The organism is Afipia dichlorophenoxyacetatis, assembly GCF_055386385.1.
The window spans coordinates 4,054,184-4,071,058 of sequence record NZ_AP029250.1 but is presented as its reverse complement, the minus strand read 5'-3'; the positions used below and the strand labels follow the sequence as shown (position 1 = coordinate 4,071,058).

Below are 16,875 nucleotides of genomic sequence, written 5' to 3'. Positions count from 1 at the left end.
CATCATGAGGGCGATCAATTCTTCAGGGATGGCGCCGAAGCCGCGGGCATATCCGATGACGCAAAGCTATCGGGGAACGCTCGATCGGGCGACGCCTTTTTATCGGCATCGTTTAACGACGTTTTGCCGGGCACGCCTATGGTCTTTGCGGCGTCGTCGAACATTTTTTCGACTTTTACCAGGATATTCGCGCCGCGCCGCGTTAGGACAGGCGGCGGGCCAGGGGCGACTTCGGGAGCTTTTGCGTTTGCTGCCGCGACCTCGGACTCTGGCAGCTTCTTGCCTGCACCAACGCCGGGCAGATCCTTGATCTCGACCCCCTGGTGGGCGGCGACCATGATGTCGTGCCATGTCTGGGCGGGCAGGGCGCCGCCAGTCATGCGGTTTGTGGACGAGTAATCGTCATTGCCGTACCAGACCGCCATGGTGAAGTTGCCGGTGTAACCAACGAACCAGGCGTCGCGGAACGCATTGGTGGTGCCGGTTTTGCCGGCAGCTGGAATTCCGTCGAGACGCGCGCGCCGGGCCGTGCCTTCATCGACGACGTGGCTCATCATTTCCGCCATGTCGGCCGCGACCGAGGCGGGGATTGCTTGCGTCGGCTGCTTGCCATCCCGGTCGAAACGCCAGACGGGATCGCCAGCGCCGGTTCTTACCTCAAGGATGGCATGTGGGGTGACCGCTTTGCCCTTGTTGGGGAAGGTGGCATAGGCCACGGCGTGCTCAAGCACGCTGACTTCGTCGGCGCCGATCGGCAGTGAAGGCGTATCCGGCAGCGGAGCCTTGATGCCGAACTTGCGCGCGGTTTCGACGATCTTCGCGCGGCCCGCCTTCGGGCCCCCCTTGCCGCCAATCGCGATGGACAGCTTGACCGGGACGACGTTGATCGAACGCGTGATCGCTTGCGTCAGCGTCACAGGTCCTGAATAGGAACGGCCATAGTTTTGCGGACACCAGTTGCCGATACAGACCGGTCCGTCCACGACGATGGACTTCGGCGTGAAGCCGTTCAGCAGTGCAGTGGTGTAGACGTAAGGTTTGAACGATGAACCGGGCTGGCGCATCGCGTCGGTCGCGCGATTGAACTGGCTCGCGCCGTAGTCTCTGCCGCCGACCATGGCACGAACGCCGCCATCGAGATCGGCAAGGACGACCGCCGCCTGCGTAGCGTGATAGTCGCGGCCGAATTGACGCAACTGGTTTTCAACCGTGGCTTCCGCCGCGCGTTGCACATTCATGTCGATGGCTGTGCGCACAACGAAGACGCGCTCGGTGTAGGACTTCGGGAAGGTTTCGACGAGCTTCTTCATCTCGTCGAACGCCCAGTCGAGATAGTAGTTCGGCGAATTTTCGTCGCGGCGATCGACTGCGGTAGCCGGATTGCGTCGGGCACCGAACACCTGACCTTCGGTCATGAAGCCGGCGTCGACCAGATTGTCGAGCACGACGTTAGCGCGGGCGCGAGCCGCGGGCAGGTTGATGTGCGGGGCGTATTTCGTTGGCGCCTTGAACAGTCCGGCGAGCATTGCAGCTTCGGCGAGGTTCACGTCACGGGCTGACTTGTTAAAATAGAAATGCGCCGCGCCGTCTACGCCGAAGGTGCCGCCGCCCATGTAGGCGCGGTCGAGATAGAGCTTCAGGATCTCGTTCTTGGTCAGACGCGTTTCGAGCCAGATGGCGAGGAAGGCTTCCTTGACCTTGCGCTCGATCGTGCGCTCGTTGCTCAGAAACAGATTCTTGGCGAGCTGCTGGGTGATGGAGGAGCCGCCCTGACGTACACCACCGGCTTGTGCGTTGGTCATCAGCGCGCGCGCGGTGCCGGCGATATCGATGCCGAAGTGATCGTAGAAGCGGCGATCTTCCGTGGCGAGCGTCGCCTTGATCAGATGGTCCGGAAACTCTTCCAGCGGAATCGAGTCGTTGTGCTTGATGCCGCGGCTGCCGATCGGATTTCCATAACGGTCGAGGAACGTGACAGCGAGATCGGATTTCTTCAACCAATCATCATCCGCGGTTTCGCGGAACGCCGGCAACGCGAGCGCCAGCATGAGGATCAAGCCACCAAGGCCGATGGTTGCGGCTTCTGAGAGCGGCTCGACAAGAACCCAGCGCTTCCAGCGGCCGACATAGAACCTGTCCATGAACGTTGTGTAGCGCTCGAACAGTTCACGCAGGCCGACAGCCGACGAAAACAGGGTCGAATCGATGCGTGCGTCGAGATCCAGCAGGAAATGCCGGATCCTTCTCATCCATCCACCTGGTTCGATCTGACTCACCGAAACCCTTGATCATGATACGGCGATTAAATCGCCGACTGTTGGCGAGAACGATGCTCGTCAATTTGCGGCATCCCCAAGGCGCTTTCGACCTTTGAGAATCCGTCATCTTCTAACCGACCATTGGGCATAAACCAATGGTGCCGTTGGTTTTTTGATCGTAAGCCTAAGACCTGTCCCATTCTTTCTTAGGGACGGAACAGCGCATCTTCTGTCTTGCAGCTTGCGTAACCGCTGATAAGCCCCATAAAGCACTTGAAAAGCTAACGCCCCATGAGGGGACGATGAGTTCCAGGCTATGACAACCCGGCCGCGGCCGCCATCAACGCAAAGCGAATATTTCTGGAAAACCAAGACGTTGGAGGAAATGTCCGACAGCGAGTGGGAAAGCCTGTGCGATGGCTGCGCGCGGTGCTGCCTGGAGAAGCTCGAGGACGAGGACACCGGACAGATCTACTTTACCCACATCTCCTGCACGCTTCTCGATGCAGGGCTGTGTGCCTGCAAGGACTATCCCAACAGGTCGGACAAGGTGTCTGACTGCGTGCGCCTGACGCCGGAGAATGTCCGGACGTTGAACTGGTTGCCGCCAAGTTGCGGTTACAAGCTCGTTGCCGAGGGGCGGGATCTATATTGGTGGCATCCGCTGATTTCGGGTGACCCGAATACGGTTCATGAGGCTGGCGTCTCGGTCCGGGGGAGGGTGTGGGGCACCGAGGACGAGGTCGAGGAGGCTGATCTTGAGGATCACATCGTGCGGTGGCCAGCCTTGCTGCCGAAGCGTGCGCGTTTGAAAAAGCGGCCAGCGTCCCGTTGAAACGCCCTTAGCGGTGTCCCGATAATGTGATGGTCTACCAGCGCGGTGCACCCATGCACTCGCGCGCCTTATGAAGACGTCGCGAACAGGATAAATCACCATCATCCCTGATGATTTCAGTTCGTTGCCGCTACGCGCGAGCCATTCTTCAGATATTCATTCTTCCAGCCTCTCAACCCAGGCTCATGACCGAGACTCATCGACAGCGTTTTGACGCGGCGACGCAGGACACCGAAACGGCAGACGACGTTTCAAACCTCCCCACCGAAGTCATTGAGATCAACGAAGCGCCACCGATATCCCCGGCGCCCGCGCTGACGAAAACCGAGGTGAGGACCATCCTGCTGAGCTTGTTGCTCACGATGTTCCTGACAGCGCTGGATCAGACCATTGTCGCCACCGCGCTGCCGACCATCGGTCGGCAGTTCGGGGACGTAACCAATCTCTCCTGGGTCATCACGGCGTATCTGTTGTCGTCGACGGCCGTCGCGCCGGTTTACGGCACTCTCAGCGATATCTACGGCCGGCGCGCGATGATCATCCTGTCGCTGACGCTGTTTCTCGTCGGTTCGGTGTTGTGTGCCGTCGCGCCAAATCTGCTCACGTTGATTCTGGCTCGCGCCCTGCAGGGCATTGGCGGCGGTGGCATTCTGCCCTTGGTACAGACCGTTATTTCCGACGTGGTCTCGCCGCGTGAGCGTGGCCAGTACCAAGCCTATTTCAGTTCGGTATGGGTCGCGGCCGGGATCGGGGGACCGGTTCTGGGAGGTTTGTTTGCAGAGCATCTGCATTGGTCGGTGATTTTCTGGATCAACCTGCCGCTTGGTGTGCTCTCGCTTGCTCTTCTATTGCCCAAGATGGGGAAGATCCCTGTTTTCCATCGCAAACGCAAAGTCGATTGGATCGGTGGCCTATTGCTGATGGCGTCTGCCGTCATCATCATGCTGGTCCTGACGTGGGGCGGTAACAAATTCGCCTGGGTGTCACTAACCATCCTTGCGATGATTGGATCGGCGATCTGCCTCGGCGTAGCGTTTGTTATTCACGCGCTGCGAACCAGCGAGCCATTCCTGCCGATCCCGCTGTTGTCCGGATCGGTGGTGCCGTTTGCAATGGTAGCCGGGGGCTGTTGCATTGGCGCGATGATCGGCCTCACTGTTCATATGCCTCTCTACTACGAAGTCGTTTACGGTTTGTCGGCGAGTGAAGCGGGCGTCGCACTCATCCCGCTTGTTGCCGTCTCTGTGCTCGGCGCTTGGGCGGCCGGCCGCGCGATGGCCATGACGAAGCACTACAAGCGTGCAGCAATCGGCGGTGCATCGATCTCGACTTGCGCTGCGATAGCAATGGCGCTCGCGACCCCGCTGCCTCTCTGGGAGCTGTTAGCGCTTCTTTCGCTGTTTGCTATCGGCCTTGGCACAGTGTTCCCGGTCAGCGTGGTGTCGATCCAGAATGCGGTCCCGCGTAACCAGATCGGTACTGCAACCGGTGCGATGAACTTCTTCCGTTCGTTGATGGCGTCCTTCACTGTGGCGGTGTTCACCGCGATCCTGCTGACGGTGCTGGGTCCTCATGTGTCGATTGGTGCGGAGCATCATGTGGGGGCGACGCAAGGCATTTCCGCCGCTGATATGACCGCAGCCTTCCGCTACGTCTTTGGCGCAGCCGCGGTGCTCCTAGGTACGGCCGCCATGCTGGTCGTTCTGATGGAAGAACGCCCCCTGGCCGGTCCTGGAAAGGCCGGCGCCGCGTCGGCGATGGCGGAATAGCGCCTGACCAGCAGGCGCTGTGGCTTTCAAGGAATATAGTCCTCGACATGGAGCGTTGACGAACCGCTTTGGTGCACCATATCTTCTGCAAGAATGCAGGAGATCGCTAAATGTCTGCAGTTTCACAGAGGGTTCTAAACCCTGTCGCTGCTGATCGCCAGGGGCTCGCGCTGGAAGGGTTTTTCCAGATCATGGCGCGCTGGAATGTCGGCAATAGCGATGCGCGCTGCATCCTGGGTAGCCCCGCAGAGCGCACGTTCTTTCAGTGGAAGAGCGGTAAGGCCGCCCGGGTGTCGGAGGATACCCTGCGCCGGATCGGCTATGTCGCGGGCATCTGGAAGGCCCTGCAGATCGTCTATTCAGACGCAGCCCTTGCGGACACCTGGATCACTCGCCCGAACAAAGCCTTTGGGGGACAGACGCCGCTCGCCCGTATGGTGGCGGGTGACGTGACCGACCTTGCCGCGGTCAGGTCTTACATCGATGCGGCGCGCTCGCCGTGGTCGTGACGCCCGCGGGCGACATCAAAATCTCTCATGTGCGGTGGCCTCAGGCTTGGCGCATCATCGCGTCACGTTACCCGCCGATCGCTCTGTTCGAGCGTGTTTCAGACAACCCGGCGGTATGGGATGTGCTGATCGAACTTGAGCAGGCGACCAATCCGCGTGTGCGCGACGAGACCGGCGAGATTATCCTGGTCCCGGCAGATCGCAGGGTCGCAGGCGCCGGAGCCTCCTGGGTGATGGCGCCATTCACTCACGTAAACCCGCAGGGATCGCGGTTTTCGAATGGCAGTTACGGCGTCTACTACGCTGCAAGCAGTTTGCGGACTGCCATCTACGAGACCGGCTATCATTTCGCGCGTTTCGCGGCTGACGCGCAGGACCCGCCGCGCCGTGAAGACATGCGTGTTCTGTTGGGGACGATTGATGTGGATTTGCATGATGTCGCCTCTCTAGAGGAGGCGACACGGAAGCAACTGCTAAGCCCCGGCTCTTATTCCGACAGCCGGCCGTTTGCATTCGAATTGCGCGAGGCAGGCAGCAACGGGCTGATTTATCCAAGCGTACGAGACGAGGCGGGCATCTGTGTCGCGGCGTTCTGGCCCGACGTCATCGGTATCCCAATGCAGGAGCGTCACCTGCAATACGAGTGGGACGGAAAGCGCTTCTCGCGCTACTTCGATTACAGTTTGGAGACATGGGTGTCGGCCGACGCCGGCTAGTTTCTGACTGCTGCGACCGTCCGGCTCCTTTAGTTCTTGGAATGACTCCATTTTGTTCGCGAAGAACGAATCGAGCTGCGACAAAAATCCTCTTGCCAATCGTTAACAATATCTTTCACATCTAAGTTATTGGCCGAGAATGCATATTGAGCGTTCGGTGAGCATTCGATAAATTAATGTATCATTTGAGTTTGTGTTGAGTGATTCCATGAATGACAATCGGACGTCTCTTTTGCAAACCAAGGCGAGGCTGCTGGCCGACCTTGAACGCCTTAACGGCATCCTCTCCCAACCTTGCAGTGACTTCATTGCCGAGCAGACTGAAGCGGCTCTTGAGGGAACAGAGATGCTGTTGGAAGCTGTCGAGCGCGCGCTCGGTCCCGAGCTTCTCGCCAGCTGACACCGGACTAAAGTGAGATTGGTCAGGCCCGCATGACGGGAAGATCGACGGTATTGATCTACTCAATCTCATCGACGAGACGACTGGCCGCCGCTTTGCTGCTGGGTTCTTCGGCTGCGGCGGTTCTCAACTGCGACTGGGCCAAATCCAAATTCAGCTTGTTGACCGCGATCATTAGCTTTTCATCGTCAAAAATATCGAACAACCGATTGATGGTTCTCTCGCAGTCATGCGGACCGGGTTCGATGTATTCGGCCAAGATGCCTTGCGCTCTCAGAACTGCGTCCAGAACACACTCTTGAGGTGTCATGTGCCGAACTCCACGCTATCCGGTGGAAACAGACCTGGCTGCGTTCGGTTCCTTTCCCGAGTGGGAACTGGATCACCTTTGAAAGAAAGAATTCGATCTAAAACTTAAGCACACGGTTCTGTATTACCGAATTTGGCGAGTTGGTACGCGCGCTTCGTTTCTGCGAGAACGTATTCACAACTCGCTCAATGATTTCTTTCATGGGGCACCTCACTTCCGAGGCGCCAACGCGAGTTCGCGAGTTCCAGTTCCGGACATAGCGAGGTCGCATCGGCTTGGCTTCGATGCAGAAATGGCATGCGTCCGCATTTTTTTGAACTTCGCGGCGGCTGATGCATTGCTCTCCCTTACATCACAGGGAGGTGACCATGGGACGCGCTCTCCAGCATACCGCTTTGGTCGTTGAAGATGATGAACTCCAACGGGAACTCGTAAGCCTGATTTTTGAAGAAAGCGAAATGAATGTGATTCAATGTGAGAGCGCGGAAGCAGCAGCGGTGGTGCTGGAGAAAGCGGGGAGCGATCTGACGGTGATGTTCACCGACGTTGAACTCGCGGGAAAAATGTCGGGCGTTGAATTGGCTGAACTGGCCAAACGGCGCTTTCCCAATATTGATGTCATCATCACGTCGGGACAGGGCGTCGATCGCATTCCAGAAAACACTTTGTTTTTGCCGAAACCCTGGTTGCCGCTTGAACTGTTGCGCGAAGCCGAACGATCAAGGGCACGGCACTAGGGGATCGTCGTGAGATTCTGCCACTGAGCGGACCCGGAACATCACCAAACACGGCGCGTTGCCTTTGAAACATCCGCAGAAACAATGAGGGCGTGATGGCAAAGGTCGAACGTGTTGAAGAACATCATCGCGTGGTGGAGACTCCGACGGAGGCAAGACAGGGCGAACGAGGGCCGTCTGTGTTGGCTTTGCTTACCGTCAGCACCATCGCCGCGGTATTCGTGTTGGCAATAGTCTGGTTCGTATTTTTCCGGACGTGATGCATGCCGGCTCCGTCAGACTGTCGCAGCACATGAGCTGGATGGGACGAAGAGCGCTGACGATCAGTCGAGCGCTCCCGCGCCCCAACTACGCGCAGTCTTCACGATCCAGTCCTTGTAGAGCGTCAACGGTGTCACTCCTGTGAGACCGCCGCAGCCGTCCGAGTTGCCTGGCCCCGTGGACCAGCTCACCACGCCAACGATCGCCATCTGTCCGTTCTGATCCTCAAACACCGGCGCGCCGGAATCCCCGGTGCAGGCACCCATACCGATACGCTTGTTGTCGGTGACGGGATCGACCAGGCGTATTTGCAAGGTGCCTGGATTTCCTGTCACCGAGAGGGCTGCAGTTCGAACGGTGCCTATCCCGGCATCGCTACCTGCTGTTGTCACGCCGATGCCGGCCACGGTGAAGCTAGAGCCTGGCGCGATGGGCGTGCGGGGCACGCCGAGTTGAGCAGGTTCCTTTTGGGGCACCGGCCCAGGCAGCAAGAGGAGTGCTACGTCCGCAGTGGCGCGATGCGCGAGCATCGTCTGTAGATTGAACTGCGGATGCGTCATGATCTTGCTGACAGTCATCAGACGCGGTGGTTGCGTTGTGTTGTCGATAACGCGATAGGACGTCTTTGGCGTGATGCAGTGGCCGGCTGTCAGCACAATGTGCGGCGCGATCAACGACCCGGTGCACACATTGCCGCGTGAACCGACCACAGTGACGATCGCTCGGTTCATGTTCGCACTTGGTGTCGATGCGCTGCCGGTGATGGCAAACGAGGGATGAGCGGTGAGGAGCGTGGCTGCGGCGATCGCGATGGGGAGGCGAAGCACGTCTCGAACTTTCCAATTTCTGTGTCGGGCACCGTCACGACGGCCTGACGTCTTCCTGTGCGGCACGAGAAACTGGAGCTTCGCCCGCCGATGGCGAGGGACGTATATCTGAACGAGCGATATTGCACCACGCTCATCGTGCCGCAAATAGGCTGGAGAGCGGACCGGCCTTGCCGTGGGGCCTCATGCCGATGAAGAAAAAGTAATATCCGCGGCCCTGTTGTTCATCCGTCGTTCACGGCCGAACCATTCATGTTATAGGTAACGGGCTGCTCGATATGCGGGCCTGCAACCTGCGGAGACGACCTTGCGCCTTCTTGTTGTCGAAGACGATCCTGATTTGAACCGCCAACTGACGACGGCCTTGTCGGATGCGGGATATGTCGTTGACCGCGCATTTGATGGTGAGGAGGGGCACTTCCTCGGCGATAGCGAGCCCTACGACGCGGTGGTGCTCGATATCGGCTTGCCCAAGATGGACGGTATCTCTGTGCTGGAAGCTTGGCGGCGGAACAACAGGACCATGCCCGTCTTGATCCTCACGGCGCGCGATCGCTGGAGCGACAAAGTGCAGGGCTTTGATGCCGGTGCCGACGACTATGTCGCGAAGCCGTTCCACCTTGAAGAAGTGCTGGCGAGAATTCGCGCACTGCTGCGCCGGAGTACGGGCCACGCTCAGAGCGAACTGACGTGTGGGCCGGTGATGCTGGATACTCGAACCAATCGCGTCAGCGTCGATGGCAACCCGATCAAGATGACGTCACATGAGTATCGGCTTCTGGCCTACCTCATGCATCATTCCGGACGGGTGGTGTCGCGCACTGAACTGGTCGAACATCTCTACGATCAAGATTTCGATCGGGATTCGAATACGATTGAAGTGTTTGTCGGCCGCATCCGAAAAAAGCTCGATGTCGATATCATCCAGACGGTGCGGGGCCTTGGGTATCTGCTGACGCCGCCAACCCAACCCAATGCGCGCTAATTCCCTTGCGACACGGCTGTTCGTCTCGGCGACAGTCTGGGTGGTCGCGATCCTTCTCATCACAGGTATCGCACTGTCGTCGCTCTACAACCGCTCGGTTGAACGGGCGTTCGACCGCCGGCTGAATTTCTATCTCCGCACCCTGATCGCTGAAGCTGCGCAGCCGGATGATCCTTCCGACAAGAGTGATAAGTCGGATCGGTCGGTCCAGTCTCTTGGTGAGCCGCTCTTCGAACTGCCCTTGTCGGGCTGGTATTGGCGCATGGCTCGGGTGGACGGCGACAAGCCCGAAGTGCGGGCCTCGCGTTCTTTGTGGGATGCGACGCTTCCCAAACTCGAGGACATGGGGATTGAGCTCAATCAATCTGGTGTGCGTCTTGCTTATGTGAACGGACCGGAAAACCAGCGCCTGCGCATGGTGGAACGGCCGGTCGATCTCGGAAGCGAAGGGAAATACCTGGCAACGGTGGCGGGCGACGCCACGGAGATCGATGAAGAGACCCAGACGTTCGATCTCTATCTCACGGTGACGTTCGCGGCGCTAAGCATCGGCCTGGTGTTGACCACTATCTTCCAGGTGCGGTTCGGTCTTGCGCCGCTCAAGCGTATTTCAAATTCGCTCGCGGCCATTCGTTCGGGCAATGCCGAACGGCTTGAAGGACAATTTCCACTTGAGATCGCGCCGCTCGCACGGGAGACCAACGCGCTGCTCGACGCCAATCGTGCCATTGTCGAGCGTTCGCGCACCCATGTCGGCAATCTCGCCCATGCCATCAAGACTCCGCTGTCAGTCATCGTCAATGAAGCTTCAGTGAATCGTGGAGATCCATTTGCAGCGAAGGTTCTTGAACAGACCGCCATCATGCGCGAGCAGGTGGCTCACCATCTGGAGCGGGCACGTATCGCCGCGCGCGTGACGACGATCGGGACCGTGACGGAGGTCTCCCCGGTTGTCGAAGCCTTGGCCCGGACGATGGAGAAAATTCACCGCGATCGGGACATGCAGATCGATACCGAGGTTGCCGCAGGTGTGAAATTTCGGGGCGAGCGTCAGGATCTCGAAGAAATGGCCGGCAATCTGGTCGATAACGCCTGCAAGTGGGCGCAGCACCAAGTGCGGATCGAAGTGCTTGCGGAGCGGGCTACCGGTGCAATCGAGTCCACATTGCGCATCATCGTCGACGATGACGGTCCTGGATTGTCACCGGCCGAACGCGCCCAAGTGGCGCGTCGTGGTCAGCGGCTGGATGAGTCCAAACCCGGTTCCGGCCTCGGGCTATCCATTGTGACGGATCTGGCCCAGCTTTACGGCGGCAGTCTTCAGCTTGGCGCTGCCCCGATTGGGGGGCTGCGGGCAGAACTAATCTTGCCGGGGATCTGACACGAATTCTCACCCGGGAGCAGCATGTTACCGGTATTCGCTCATCCGGCGCTGAGCCTGTTCGTCTTAAATATGCTCTGGCATTAAACCCTTCCGCTTCAACGCGATATTAACGGCGGCCCGGCTAAAACTGCGAAGGGCGTCGGGTGGGCGGCACCCTGCGAAAGTAAAGCGGTGGGCGTCAGCCTATGTCGATTGAACGGTTGAGAGAGTATCTCGGGGCACTTCCGCCAAGCGCGCAGGCGCTGTTGATGCGGGAATTTGAACGTTCCATCGAGCGCGGTGACGACGCCACTGTGGCAAATTTCGTGCTTTCCGAGCTGCGCAAGATTGTACGGGCTCCCAGCGAGGATCTGACGGCCCGCACTGAAGACCCGATGCGGCTGGTGTTTCGCCCCCTTGATCGGTTTCTCGTCGAGAATGTGCCGTCCATCAGGCCCGGGCAAATCAGACGCACCTCATTGGGACCTGTCTGGGTCTGGCTGAGCAATGAGGGTATCCCGGACAAACTGAGCGCCTTTCAAGAGTTCTTGAAAACGCCGAGTGACGCGGATGGCCTGGAAAAGGCAACTCGCGAGGTGCAGATGGCGGCCGCTGAGGCAATCGCGCAGGCCACCGGAGCGGGTCCTTCGGATGGCAGCGCGCGCTCGCGGCCAACGGCTCGCTTTGGATCGCAGAGCGTATCCGAGGATATCGTATCCATCGGTGCAGTGCTTGGCGTCCGCGATGCGCTCGATACGCTGAATTCGAAACTACCGGGGCAAATGCGGGTGTTTGCCGAATCCCAGATCAGGTCGGTCATGGGATTCATCAACGTTCCTGCGCTTCAGACACCCCAAACCCTTCCATTCGCGCTGTCGATCGTCACGCTGCGTCTTCCGGAACCATGGCAGGTCATTCGGCTTGGTATTTCGGTCGCGGCGTCAGATGACGAGCTTCGGGTCGCCGGCACGCCGTTCGGTGTGACCGTTACCATGGCAATCCACGATATGTCGCAATTGGTGACGGCTCTACGTTCGGACCTCAAGCGCAGTCACTTCCAGGATCTGTCGAGCCATCTCAAGGCGCTTCACGATGGTATGCGGGGCCTGCGCACCGAACTCGATATTCGCACGGATTCAGCCTGGGGTCGCCGGCTGACTGCAATCCGGTCCGAAATCTCAAGTGCGCTGCATTCCGAAATCGATGGCGTTCCTGGAAAGGTGCGACGTCTGCTGCGGCAAGGACCGGACAAGGAAGTCACCGCAAACAGCAAGGTCGACGCCGCCGATGTGGAGGAAGTGGCCGCGCTCATCGATTTCGTCGCCATTTGCCGCAACTATGCCGCCGAACTTGCGATCAATGAGGCTAGCCTGCGCTCATACTCGGAGCTGCAGCAATATGTTGAGAGCGCAACCCAGACGTTGATGGAATCGTTGCGTTCGCCTGATCCGACGATCCGGGCCTATCGTTTGATGCAAATGCAAGCGGCGATCCGGTTTTGCGACGTCATGTTCGGACCCGATTACGCTTCTCTGATGCGCAGAGCTGCTGAAATGATCAAGCCGGCCGAAAAGAAGGAAGCGAAAGCCGGCTGATCCAGCCTATCCGGCGGAAGCCGAACGTTTCGGCTTCATTCCGGTGCCAATCGCGTTGTTTTTGCTACGAAACCGCGTCACTCCGTGCCGGAAATGTCAATTGCACACCCTGGCCAGTCATGGTGTAACCCGGCCTATGCCGACAGATTCAAGGTTTCATCCTTGGATACCGCCGCCCACTGGAACCCTGATGAATGACGCTCTGGTTTGTGTTCGCGCTGATGACCGCCGCAGCCGTTTTCGCCGTGCTGTGGCCATTGGGGCGCGGGGCCAAGCCTGAGCGCGAAGGCACCGAAACGTTGGTCTACAAGGACCAACTTGCTGAAATTCAGCGCGACTCGTCGGCTGGTCTGATCGGGCCGGGTGAAGCCGAGGCTGCTCGCGTCGAAATAGGTCGCCGTCTGCTTGCGGCATCAGATGCGGAAAAGGGTGTCGTGGCATCTACTAGCATCCCGTTCCGTCGCGCCGTTGCTGTCGTGGCGCTCATCGGCATGCCCTTGGTTGCGGTGCTGTTTTATGCGCAACTCGGCTCGCCGCTGCTTGGCGATTTCCCGCTTGCGGAGCGGGCACGTGCGCCGGTTGCTTCGGCGTCCATGGAGAAGCTGATCGCGCAGGTCGAGACCCACCTCGAGGCTAATCCCACCGACGGGCGGGGCTGGGAGGTGCTGGCACCGGTGCTGGTGAAACTCGGCCGATATGACGACGCTGTCCGCGCCTTGCGCAATTCGATTACCTACAATGGTGATACAGCGGCCCGCCGGGCCGACCTTGGAGAAGCGATCGCCGGTGCGGCCAACGGTATTGTGACAGCAGACGCCAAGGCGGAGTTTGAGCGCGCCGTCGCGCTCGACGCTAAGGAAGTCAAAGCCCGTTATTTTATCGGTCTTGCGGCCGAGCAGGATGGCCGCAACGCCGATGCCGCGAATATCTGGCGCACGATGCTGACAGATGCGCCGGCCGACGCGCCCTGGCGGCCGCTAGTGCAAAGCTCATTGCAGCGCATCGGCGTTGCGGCGCCCAAACTGTCTGATGAGGACATGGCCGCGGCCAAGAGCATGAGCGAAGGCGATCGTAATACGATGATCCGCGGCATGGTGGAGCGTCTCGCCACACGCCTGAAAGACAACGGCGAAGATGTTGAAGGATGGCTCCGGCTCGTGCGCGCCTACACCGTCCTGGGCGAACACGACAAAGCACAGGCTGCACTCGGTGAGGCGCGGCAGGCCGTGGGCAAGGACGCCACGCGGTTACAGCAGTTGAACGACGGCCTGAAAAATCTCGGACTGGATGGCTAGTGCGGTGGATAGAGCATGACGCGTAAGCAACGGCGACTGACTTTGATTGGCGGGGCGCTCGCGGTGCTTGCGATTGCAGCCGCACTGGTCCTCAATGCGCTGAGTGGCTCCATCGTGTTCTTCACAACGCCGGGAAGTATCGCCGAAAAACACATCGCACCCGGCCAGCGTTTTCGACTGGGGGGCCTGGTCGAAAACGGATCGCTGGTCCGCGGCGAGAACCTCAAGGTGAAATTTCAGGTGACAGACGGCAAGGCCACGGTGCCGGTGACCTTTCAGGGAATCCTGCCGGACCTGTTCCGCGAGGGGCAGGGCGTGATCTCCGAAGGTTCACTCGACGCAAGTGGCGTGTTCAAGGCTGATACCGTGTTGGCCAAGCACGATGAAACATACATGCCCAAGGCAGTGGCCGACGAACTCAAGAAAGAAGGCCACTGGAAGGACAATTACGAAAAGAAAACGTCCGACGTGCAGGGAGCCGCGAAATGATTGCGGAAGCGGGACATTATGCGCTGGTGCTCGCACTGGCATTGTCGTTGATCCAGGCCGTGGTGCCGGTGGTTGGCGCGCGCCTGCGTGATCCGGCGCTGATGAACGTCGCGCGGTCGACTGCACTCACGCAGTTTGTGTTCGCTGCCGCCTCGTTCGCAGCCCTGACATATCTCCACGTCACCTCGGATTTTTCGGTGGTGAATGTTTATGAGAACTCGCATTCGCTGAAGCCGTTGATCTACAAAATTACGGGCGTGTGGGGAAACCACGAAGGCTCCATGCTGCTGTGGGTGCTAATTCTTGCGCTGTTCGGCGGACTTGTCGCCGCATTTGGAAATAATCTGCCGCTGTCGCTGCGCGCCCATGTGCTGGCGGTGCAGGCCTGGGTCGGCACGGCGTTCTATCTTTTCATCCTGCTGACATCGAACCCGTTCCTGCGGATTGGTAATCCGCCGATCGAAGGACGTGACCTCAATCCGATCCTGCAGGACATTGGTCTCGCCGTGCACCCGCCGATGCTCTATCTCGGCTATGTTGGATTCTCGATCTCGTTCTCGTTCGCAGTGGCAGCGCTGCTCGAAGGTCGTATCGATGCGGCATGGGCGCGGTGGGTGCGGCCATGGACGCTGATGGCGTGGATATTCCTGACGCTCGGCATCGCGATGGGCTCGTACTGGGCCTACTATGAACTCGGCTGGGGCGGCTGGTGGTTCTGGGATCCGGTCGAGAACGCCTCGCTGATGCCATGGCTTGCGGGAACAGCGCTGCTGCATTCCGCGGTCGTGATGGAGAAGCGCGACGCGCTCAAGGTTTGGACCATTCTGCTGGCCATCCTCACATTCTCGCTGTCACTGCTCGGCACATTCCTGGTGCGCTCCGGCGTGCTCACCTCGGTGCACACATTCGCCAGTGATCCGGCACGCGGTGTGTTCATCCTGATGATCCTCTGTCTGTTCATTGGCGGCAGCCTAAGCCTCTACGCGTGGCGTGCATCGGCCCTGAAGCAGGGGGGATTGTTCGCGCCGATCTCGCGCGAAGGGGCACTGGTTCTGAACAATCTGCTGCTGACCACGGCGTGTGCGACGGTGTTCATCGGGACGCTGTATCCGCTGGCGCTTGAAGTCGTGAACGGTGATAAGATTTCCGTTGGTGCGCCGTTCTTCAATCTGACGTTTGCGCCGCTGTTCCTGCCCTTGTTGTTGGCCGTGCCGTTCGGGCCGCTCCTTGCGTGGAAGCGCGGCGATCTTCTCGGGGCAGCGCAGCGGCTGACAGCTGCCGGCATTGTCGCGCTGGTGACTATCGCTGTGATCTGGGCATGGACCCGTGGCGGCGGGGCGTTTGCGCCATTGATGATTGGCGTCGCCGTCTTCGTCGTTGCGGGCGCAATGAGCGATATCATCGAGCGCGCGCAATTGTTTCGCGTACCGTTCGTGACGTCTTTGCATCGTGCGCGTGGGTTGCCGCGTTCGGCTTGGGGAGCCGCCTTCGCCCATGCCGGTCTCGGCATCGCACTGATCGGGATTGTCTGCGAAACCACCTGGAACAGCGAACGCATTGCGTCCATGAAGCCGGGAGATGTTGCACAACTTGGCGGGTACGAGGTTAAGCTCGACGGCATCACTCAGCAGCAGGGGCCGAATTTTCGCGAGCAAGTGTCGCAATTCACTGTCACCCGTGATGGCAAAGTTATTGGAGTGATGACGCCGTCAAAGCGTAACTTCGCCACGCGTGGCATGTCGACGACCGAGGCGGCGTTGCTGACTCGCGGTGTGAGCCAGCTCTACGTTTCGCTTGGCGACGAGCATACCGATGGTTCGATCGCTGTTCGTGCCTACTATAAGCCCATGGTGCTCCTGATCTGGTTTGGGCCTGTGTTGATGGCATTTGGCGGCCTGCTGTCATTGTCGGACCGGCGATTGCGCGTGGGAGCGCCAAAGCCTGCGAAGGCGCCGCGCGCCTTGCAGCCTGCGGAGTAGGGCCATGATGAAGCGCATCATTCCTGTCTTGTTAGCGGCGTTGTTGCTGTCTCCGTCAGTTGTTCATGCCGTTCAGCCCGATGAGATTATGGCGAATCCCGAACAGGAAGCGCGGGCGCGGGCGCTGTCGCGTGAATTGCGCTGCATGGTCTGCCAGAATCAATCGATCGATGATTCCGATGCACCGCTGGCGCGGGACCTGCGGTTGCTGGTGCGCGAGCGTATTGCCGCCGGCTACACCGACGCACAGGTCATGGACTTCCTCGTTTCGCGTTACGGCGAATTCGTGCTGCTGAAGCCACGCCTCGAAGGGCATACGTTCGTGCTATGGGCGATCCCGCCATTGGCGTTGATCGGCGGTGGTGCGGCCTTGTGGTTTTACAACCGTCGCCGCAACCGCGCAGTCGAGGGGGAGAGGGGTGCGACATTCCACCTCAGCCCCGATGAAGAGGCCCGGCTCGAGAAGCTCATTGCCGATGAAGAATCAATGAAAAAGCCGGTTTGACGGGTTTTTAGGACGGCATCTTTATTACAAAACATTAATTCC

At 59.3% G+C, this 16,875-nt stretch carries 17 protein-coding genes; 14 read left to right on the top strand and 3 right to left on the bottom strand.

Going from position 1 to position 16,875, the window contains the following annotated elements; genetic code table 11:
* Positions 1-14 precede the first annotated feature (14 nt).
* On the bottom strand, positions 15-2,276 hold the full coding sequence (locus ACZ5C3_RS19080) for a transglycosylase domain-containing protein (protein ID WP_464044215.1): 2,262 nt from the start codon (positions 2,274-2,276) through the stop codon (positions 15-17).
* Positions 2,277-2,574: 298 nt separating this feature from the next.
* On the opposite strand from ACZ5C3_RS19080, the gene ACZ5C3_RS19075 reads away from it, so the two are divergent.
* From ACZ5C3_RS19075 to ACZ5C3_RS19055, 5 genes are all read left to right on the top strand, one after another.
* Complete coding sequence (locus ACZ5C3_RS19075) at positions 2,575-3,093, top strand: YcgN family cysteine cluster protein (protein WP_464032130.1); 519 nt, start codon at positions 2,575-2,577, stop codon at positions 3,091-3,093.
* Between the two features lie 185 nt (positions 3,094-3,278).
* On the top strand, positions 3,279-4,862 hold the full coding sequence (locus ACZ5C3_RS19070) for an MDR family MFS transporter (RefSeq protein ID WP_464044214.1): 1,584 nt from the start codon (positions 3,279-3,281) through the stop codon (positions 4,860-4,862).
* 110 nt (positions 4,863-4,972) lie between these two features.
* Positions 4,973-5,371 carry an antitoxin Xre/MbcA/ParS toxin-binding domain-containing protein gene (locus ACZ5C3_RS19065; protein WP_464032126.1) on the top strand — a complete coding sequence of 133 codons (399 nt, stop codon included), beginning with the start codon at positions 4,973-4,975 and terminating at the stop codon, positions 5,369-5,371.
* Positions 5,362-6,087 (top strand): RES family NAD+ phosphorylase, encoded by a 726-nt coding sequence (locus ACZ5C3_RS19060; protein ID WP_464032125.1) that lies wholly within the window; start codon positions 5,362-5,364, stop codon positions 6,085-6,087. The genes ACZ5C3_RS19065 and ACZ5C3_RS19060 overlap by 10 nt, the downstream gene beginning before the upstream one ends.
* Positions 6,088-6,295: 208 nt before the next feature.
* Positions 6,296-6,487: a hypothetical protein gene (locus ACZ5C3_RS19055; protein ID WP_464032124.1), complete on the top strand. Its 192-nt coding sequence runs from the start codon at positions 6,296-6,298 to the stop codon at positions 6,485-6,487.
* 58 nt (positions 6,488-6,545) lie between these two features.
* Here ACZ5C3_RS19055 and ACZ5C3_RS19050 read toward each other — a convergent pair whose 3' ends face one another.
* Positions 6,546-6,746, bottom strand: a complete 201-nt coding sequence (locus ACZ5C3_RS19050) for a hypothetical protein (RefSeq protein ID WP_464032123.1) — start codon at positions 6,744-6,746, stop codon at positions 6,546-6,548.
* Positions 6,747-7,165: 419 nt separating this feature from the next.
* On the opposite strand from ACZ5C3_RS19050, the gene ACZ5C3_RS19045 reads away from it, so the two are divergent.
* Positions 7,166-7,534, top strand: a complete 369-nt coding sequence (locus ACZ5C3_RS19045) for a response regulator (protein WP_464032122.1) — start codon at positions 7,166-7,168, stop codon at positions 7,532-7,534.
* A 95-nt stretch (positions 7,535-7,629) separates the two neighbouring features.
* Positions 7,630-7,794 carry a hypothetical protein gene (locus tag ACZ5C3_RS19040; protein WP_424627016.1) on the top strand — a complete coding sequence of 55 codons (165 nt, stop codon included), beginning with the start codon at positions 7,630-7,632 and terminating at the stop codon, positions 7,792-7,794.
* A 63-nt stretch (positions 7,795-7,857) separates the two neighbouring features.
* On the opposite strand, the gene ACZ5C3_RS19035 is transcribed toward ACZ5C3_RS19040, so the two are convergent.
* A complete protein-coding gene (locus tag ACZ5C3_RS19035) occupies positions 7,858-8,622 on the bottom strand; it encodes a S1 family peptidase (protein ID WP_464032121.1) in 765 nt (254 codons plus the stop codon).
* 307 nt (positions 8,623-8,929) lie between these two features.
* Between ACZ5C3_RS19035 and ACZ5C3_RS19030 the strand changes: the two genes are divergently transcribed.
* The 7 genes from ACZ5C3_RS19030 to ACZ5C3_RS19000 all read left to right on the top strand — a co-directional run bounded on the left by ACZ5C3_RS19030 (position 8,930) and on the right by ACZ5C3_RS19000 (position 16,833).
* Positions 8,930-9,607, top strand: coding sequence for a response regulator transcription factor (locus ACZ5C3_RS19030; RefSeq protein WP_464032119.1), 678 nt, complete (start codon positions 8,930-8,932; stop codon positions 9,605-9,607).
* The gene (locus tag ACZ5C3_RS19025) at positions 9,597-10,988 is read left to right on the top strand and encodes a sensor histidine kinase (protein ID WP_464032118.1); all 1,392 of its coding nucleotides are present in this window, start codon (positions 9,597-9,599) and stop codon (positions 10,986-10,988) included. Before ACZ5C3_RS19030 ends, ACZ5C3_RS19025 begins: the two co-directional genes overlap by 11 nt.
* A gap of 188 nt (positions 10,989-11,176) precedes the next feature.
* Complete coding sequence (locus ACZ5C3_RS19020) at positions 11,177-12,565, top strand: hypothetical protein (protein WP_464032116.1); 1,389 nt, start codon at positions 11,177-11,179, stop codon at positions 12,563-12,565.
* Between the two features lie 194 nt (positions 12,566-12,759).
* Entirely contained in the window at positions 12,760-13,860 is a 1,101-nt protein-coding gene (ccmI, locus tag ACZ5C3_RS19015; protein WP_464032114.1) for a c-type cytochrome biogenesis protein CcmI, read from the top strand.
* 15 nt (positions 13,861-13,875) lie between these two features.
* Entirely contained in the window at positions 13,876-14,349 is a 474-nt protein-coding gene (gene ccmE, locus ACZ5C3_RS19010) for a cytochrome c maturation protein CcmE (RefSeq protein ID WP_464032112.1), read from the top strand.
* The gene (locus ACZ5C3_RS19005) at positions 14,346-16,328 is read left to right on the top strand and encodes a heme lyase CcmF/NrfE family subunit (RefSeq protein WP_464032110.1); all 1,983 of its coding nucleotides are present in this window, start codon (positions 14,346-14,348) and stop codon (positions 16,326-16,328) included. Before ccmE ends, ACZ5C3_RS19005 begins: the two co-directional genes overlap by 4 nt.
* Positions 16,329-16,335: 7 nt before the next feature.
* Positions 16,336-16,833: a cytochrome c-type biogenesis protein gene (locus tag ACZ5C3_RS19000; RefSeq protein WP_464044792.1), complete on the top strand. Its 498-nt coding sequence runs from the start codon at positions 16,336-16,338 to the stop codon at positions 16,831-16,833.
* Positions 16,834-16,875: the final 42 nt, after the last annotated feature.

Coding starts and splice junctions, on each gene's coding strand:
- ACZ5C3_RS19070 (WP_464044214.1), top strand. CDS start 3,279: ATGACCGAGACTCATCGACAGCGTTTTGACGCGGCGACGCAGGACACC.
- ccmE (WP_464032112.1), top strand. CDS start 13,876: ATGACGCGTAAGCAACGGCGACTGACTTTGATTGGCGGGGCGCTCGCG.
- ACZ5C3_RS19020 (WP_464032116.1), top strand. CDS start 11,177: ATGTCGATTGAACGGTTGAGAGAGTATCTCGGGGCACTTCCGCCAAGC.
- ACZ5C3_RS19055 (WP_464032124.1), top strand. CDS start 6,296: ATGAATGACAATCGGACGTCTCTTTTGCAAACCAAGGCGAGGCTGCTG.
- ACZ5C3_RS19000 (WP_464044792.1), top strand. CDS start 16,336: ATGAAGCGCATCATTCCTGTCTTGTTAGCGGCGTTGTTGCTGTCTCCG.
- ccmI (WP_464032114.1), top strand. CDS start 12,760: ATGACGCTCTGGTTTGTGTTCGCGCTGATGACCGCCGCAGCCGTTTTC.
- ACZ5C3_RS19075 (WP_464032130.1), top strand. CDS start 2,575: ATGACAACCCGGCCGCGGCCGCCATCAACGCAAAGCGAATATTTCTGG.
- ACZ5C3_RS19005 (WP_464032110.1), top strand. CDS start 14,346: ATGATTGCGGAAGCGGGACATTATGCGCTGGTGCTCGCACTGGCATTG.
- ACZ5C3_RS19065 (WP_464032126.1), top strand. CDS start 4,973: ATGTCTGCAGTTTCACAGAGGGTTCTAAACCCTGTCGCTGCTGATCGC.
- ACZ5C3_RS19040 (WP_424627016.1), top strand. CDS start 7,630: ATGGCAAAGGTCGAACGTGTTGAAGAACATCATCGCGTGGTGGAGACT.
- ACZ5C3_RS19025 (WP_464032118.1), top strand. CDS start 9,597: ATGCGCGCTAATTCCCTTGCGACACGGCTGTTCGTCTCGGCGACAGTC.
- ACZ5C3_RS19045 (WP_464032122.1), top strand. CDS start 7,166: ATGGGACGCGCTCTCCAGCATACCGCTTTGGTCGTTGAAGATGATGAA.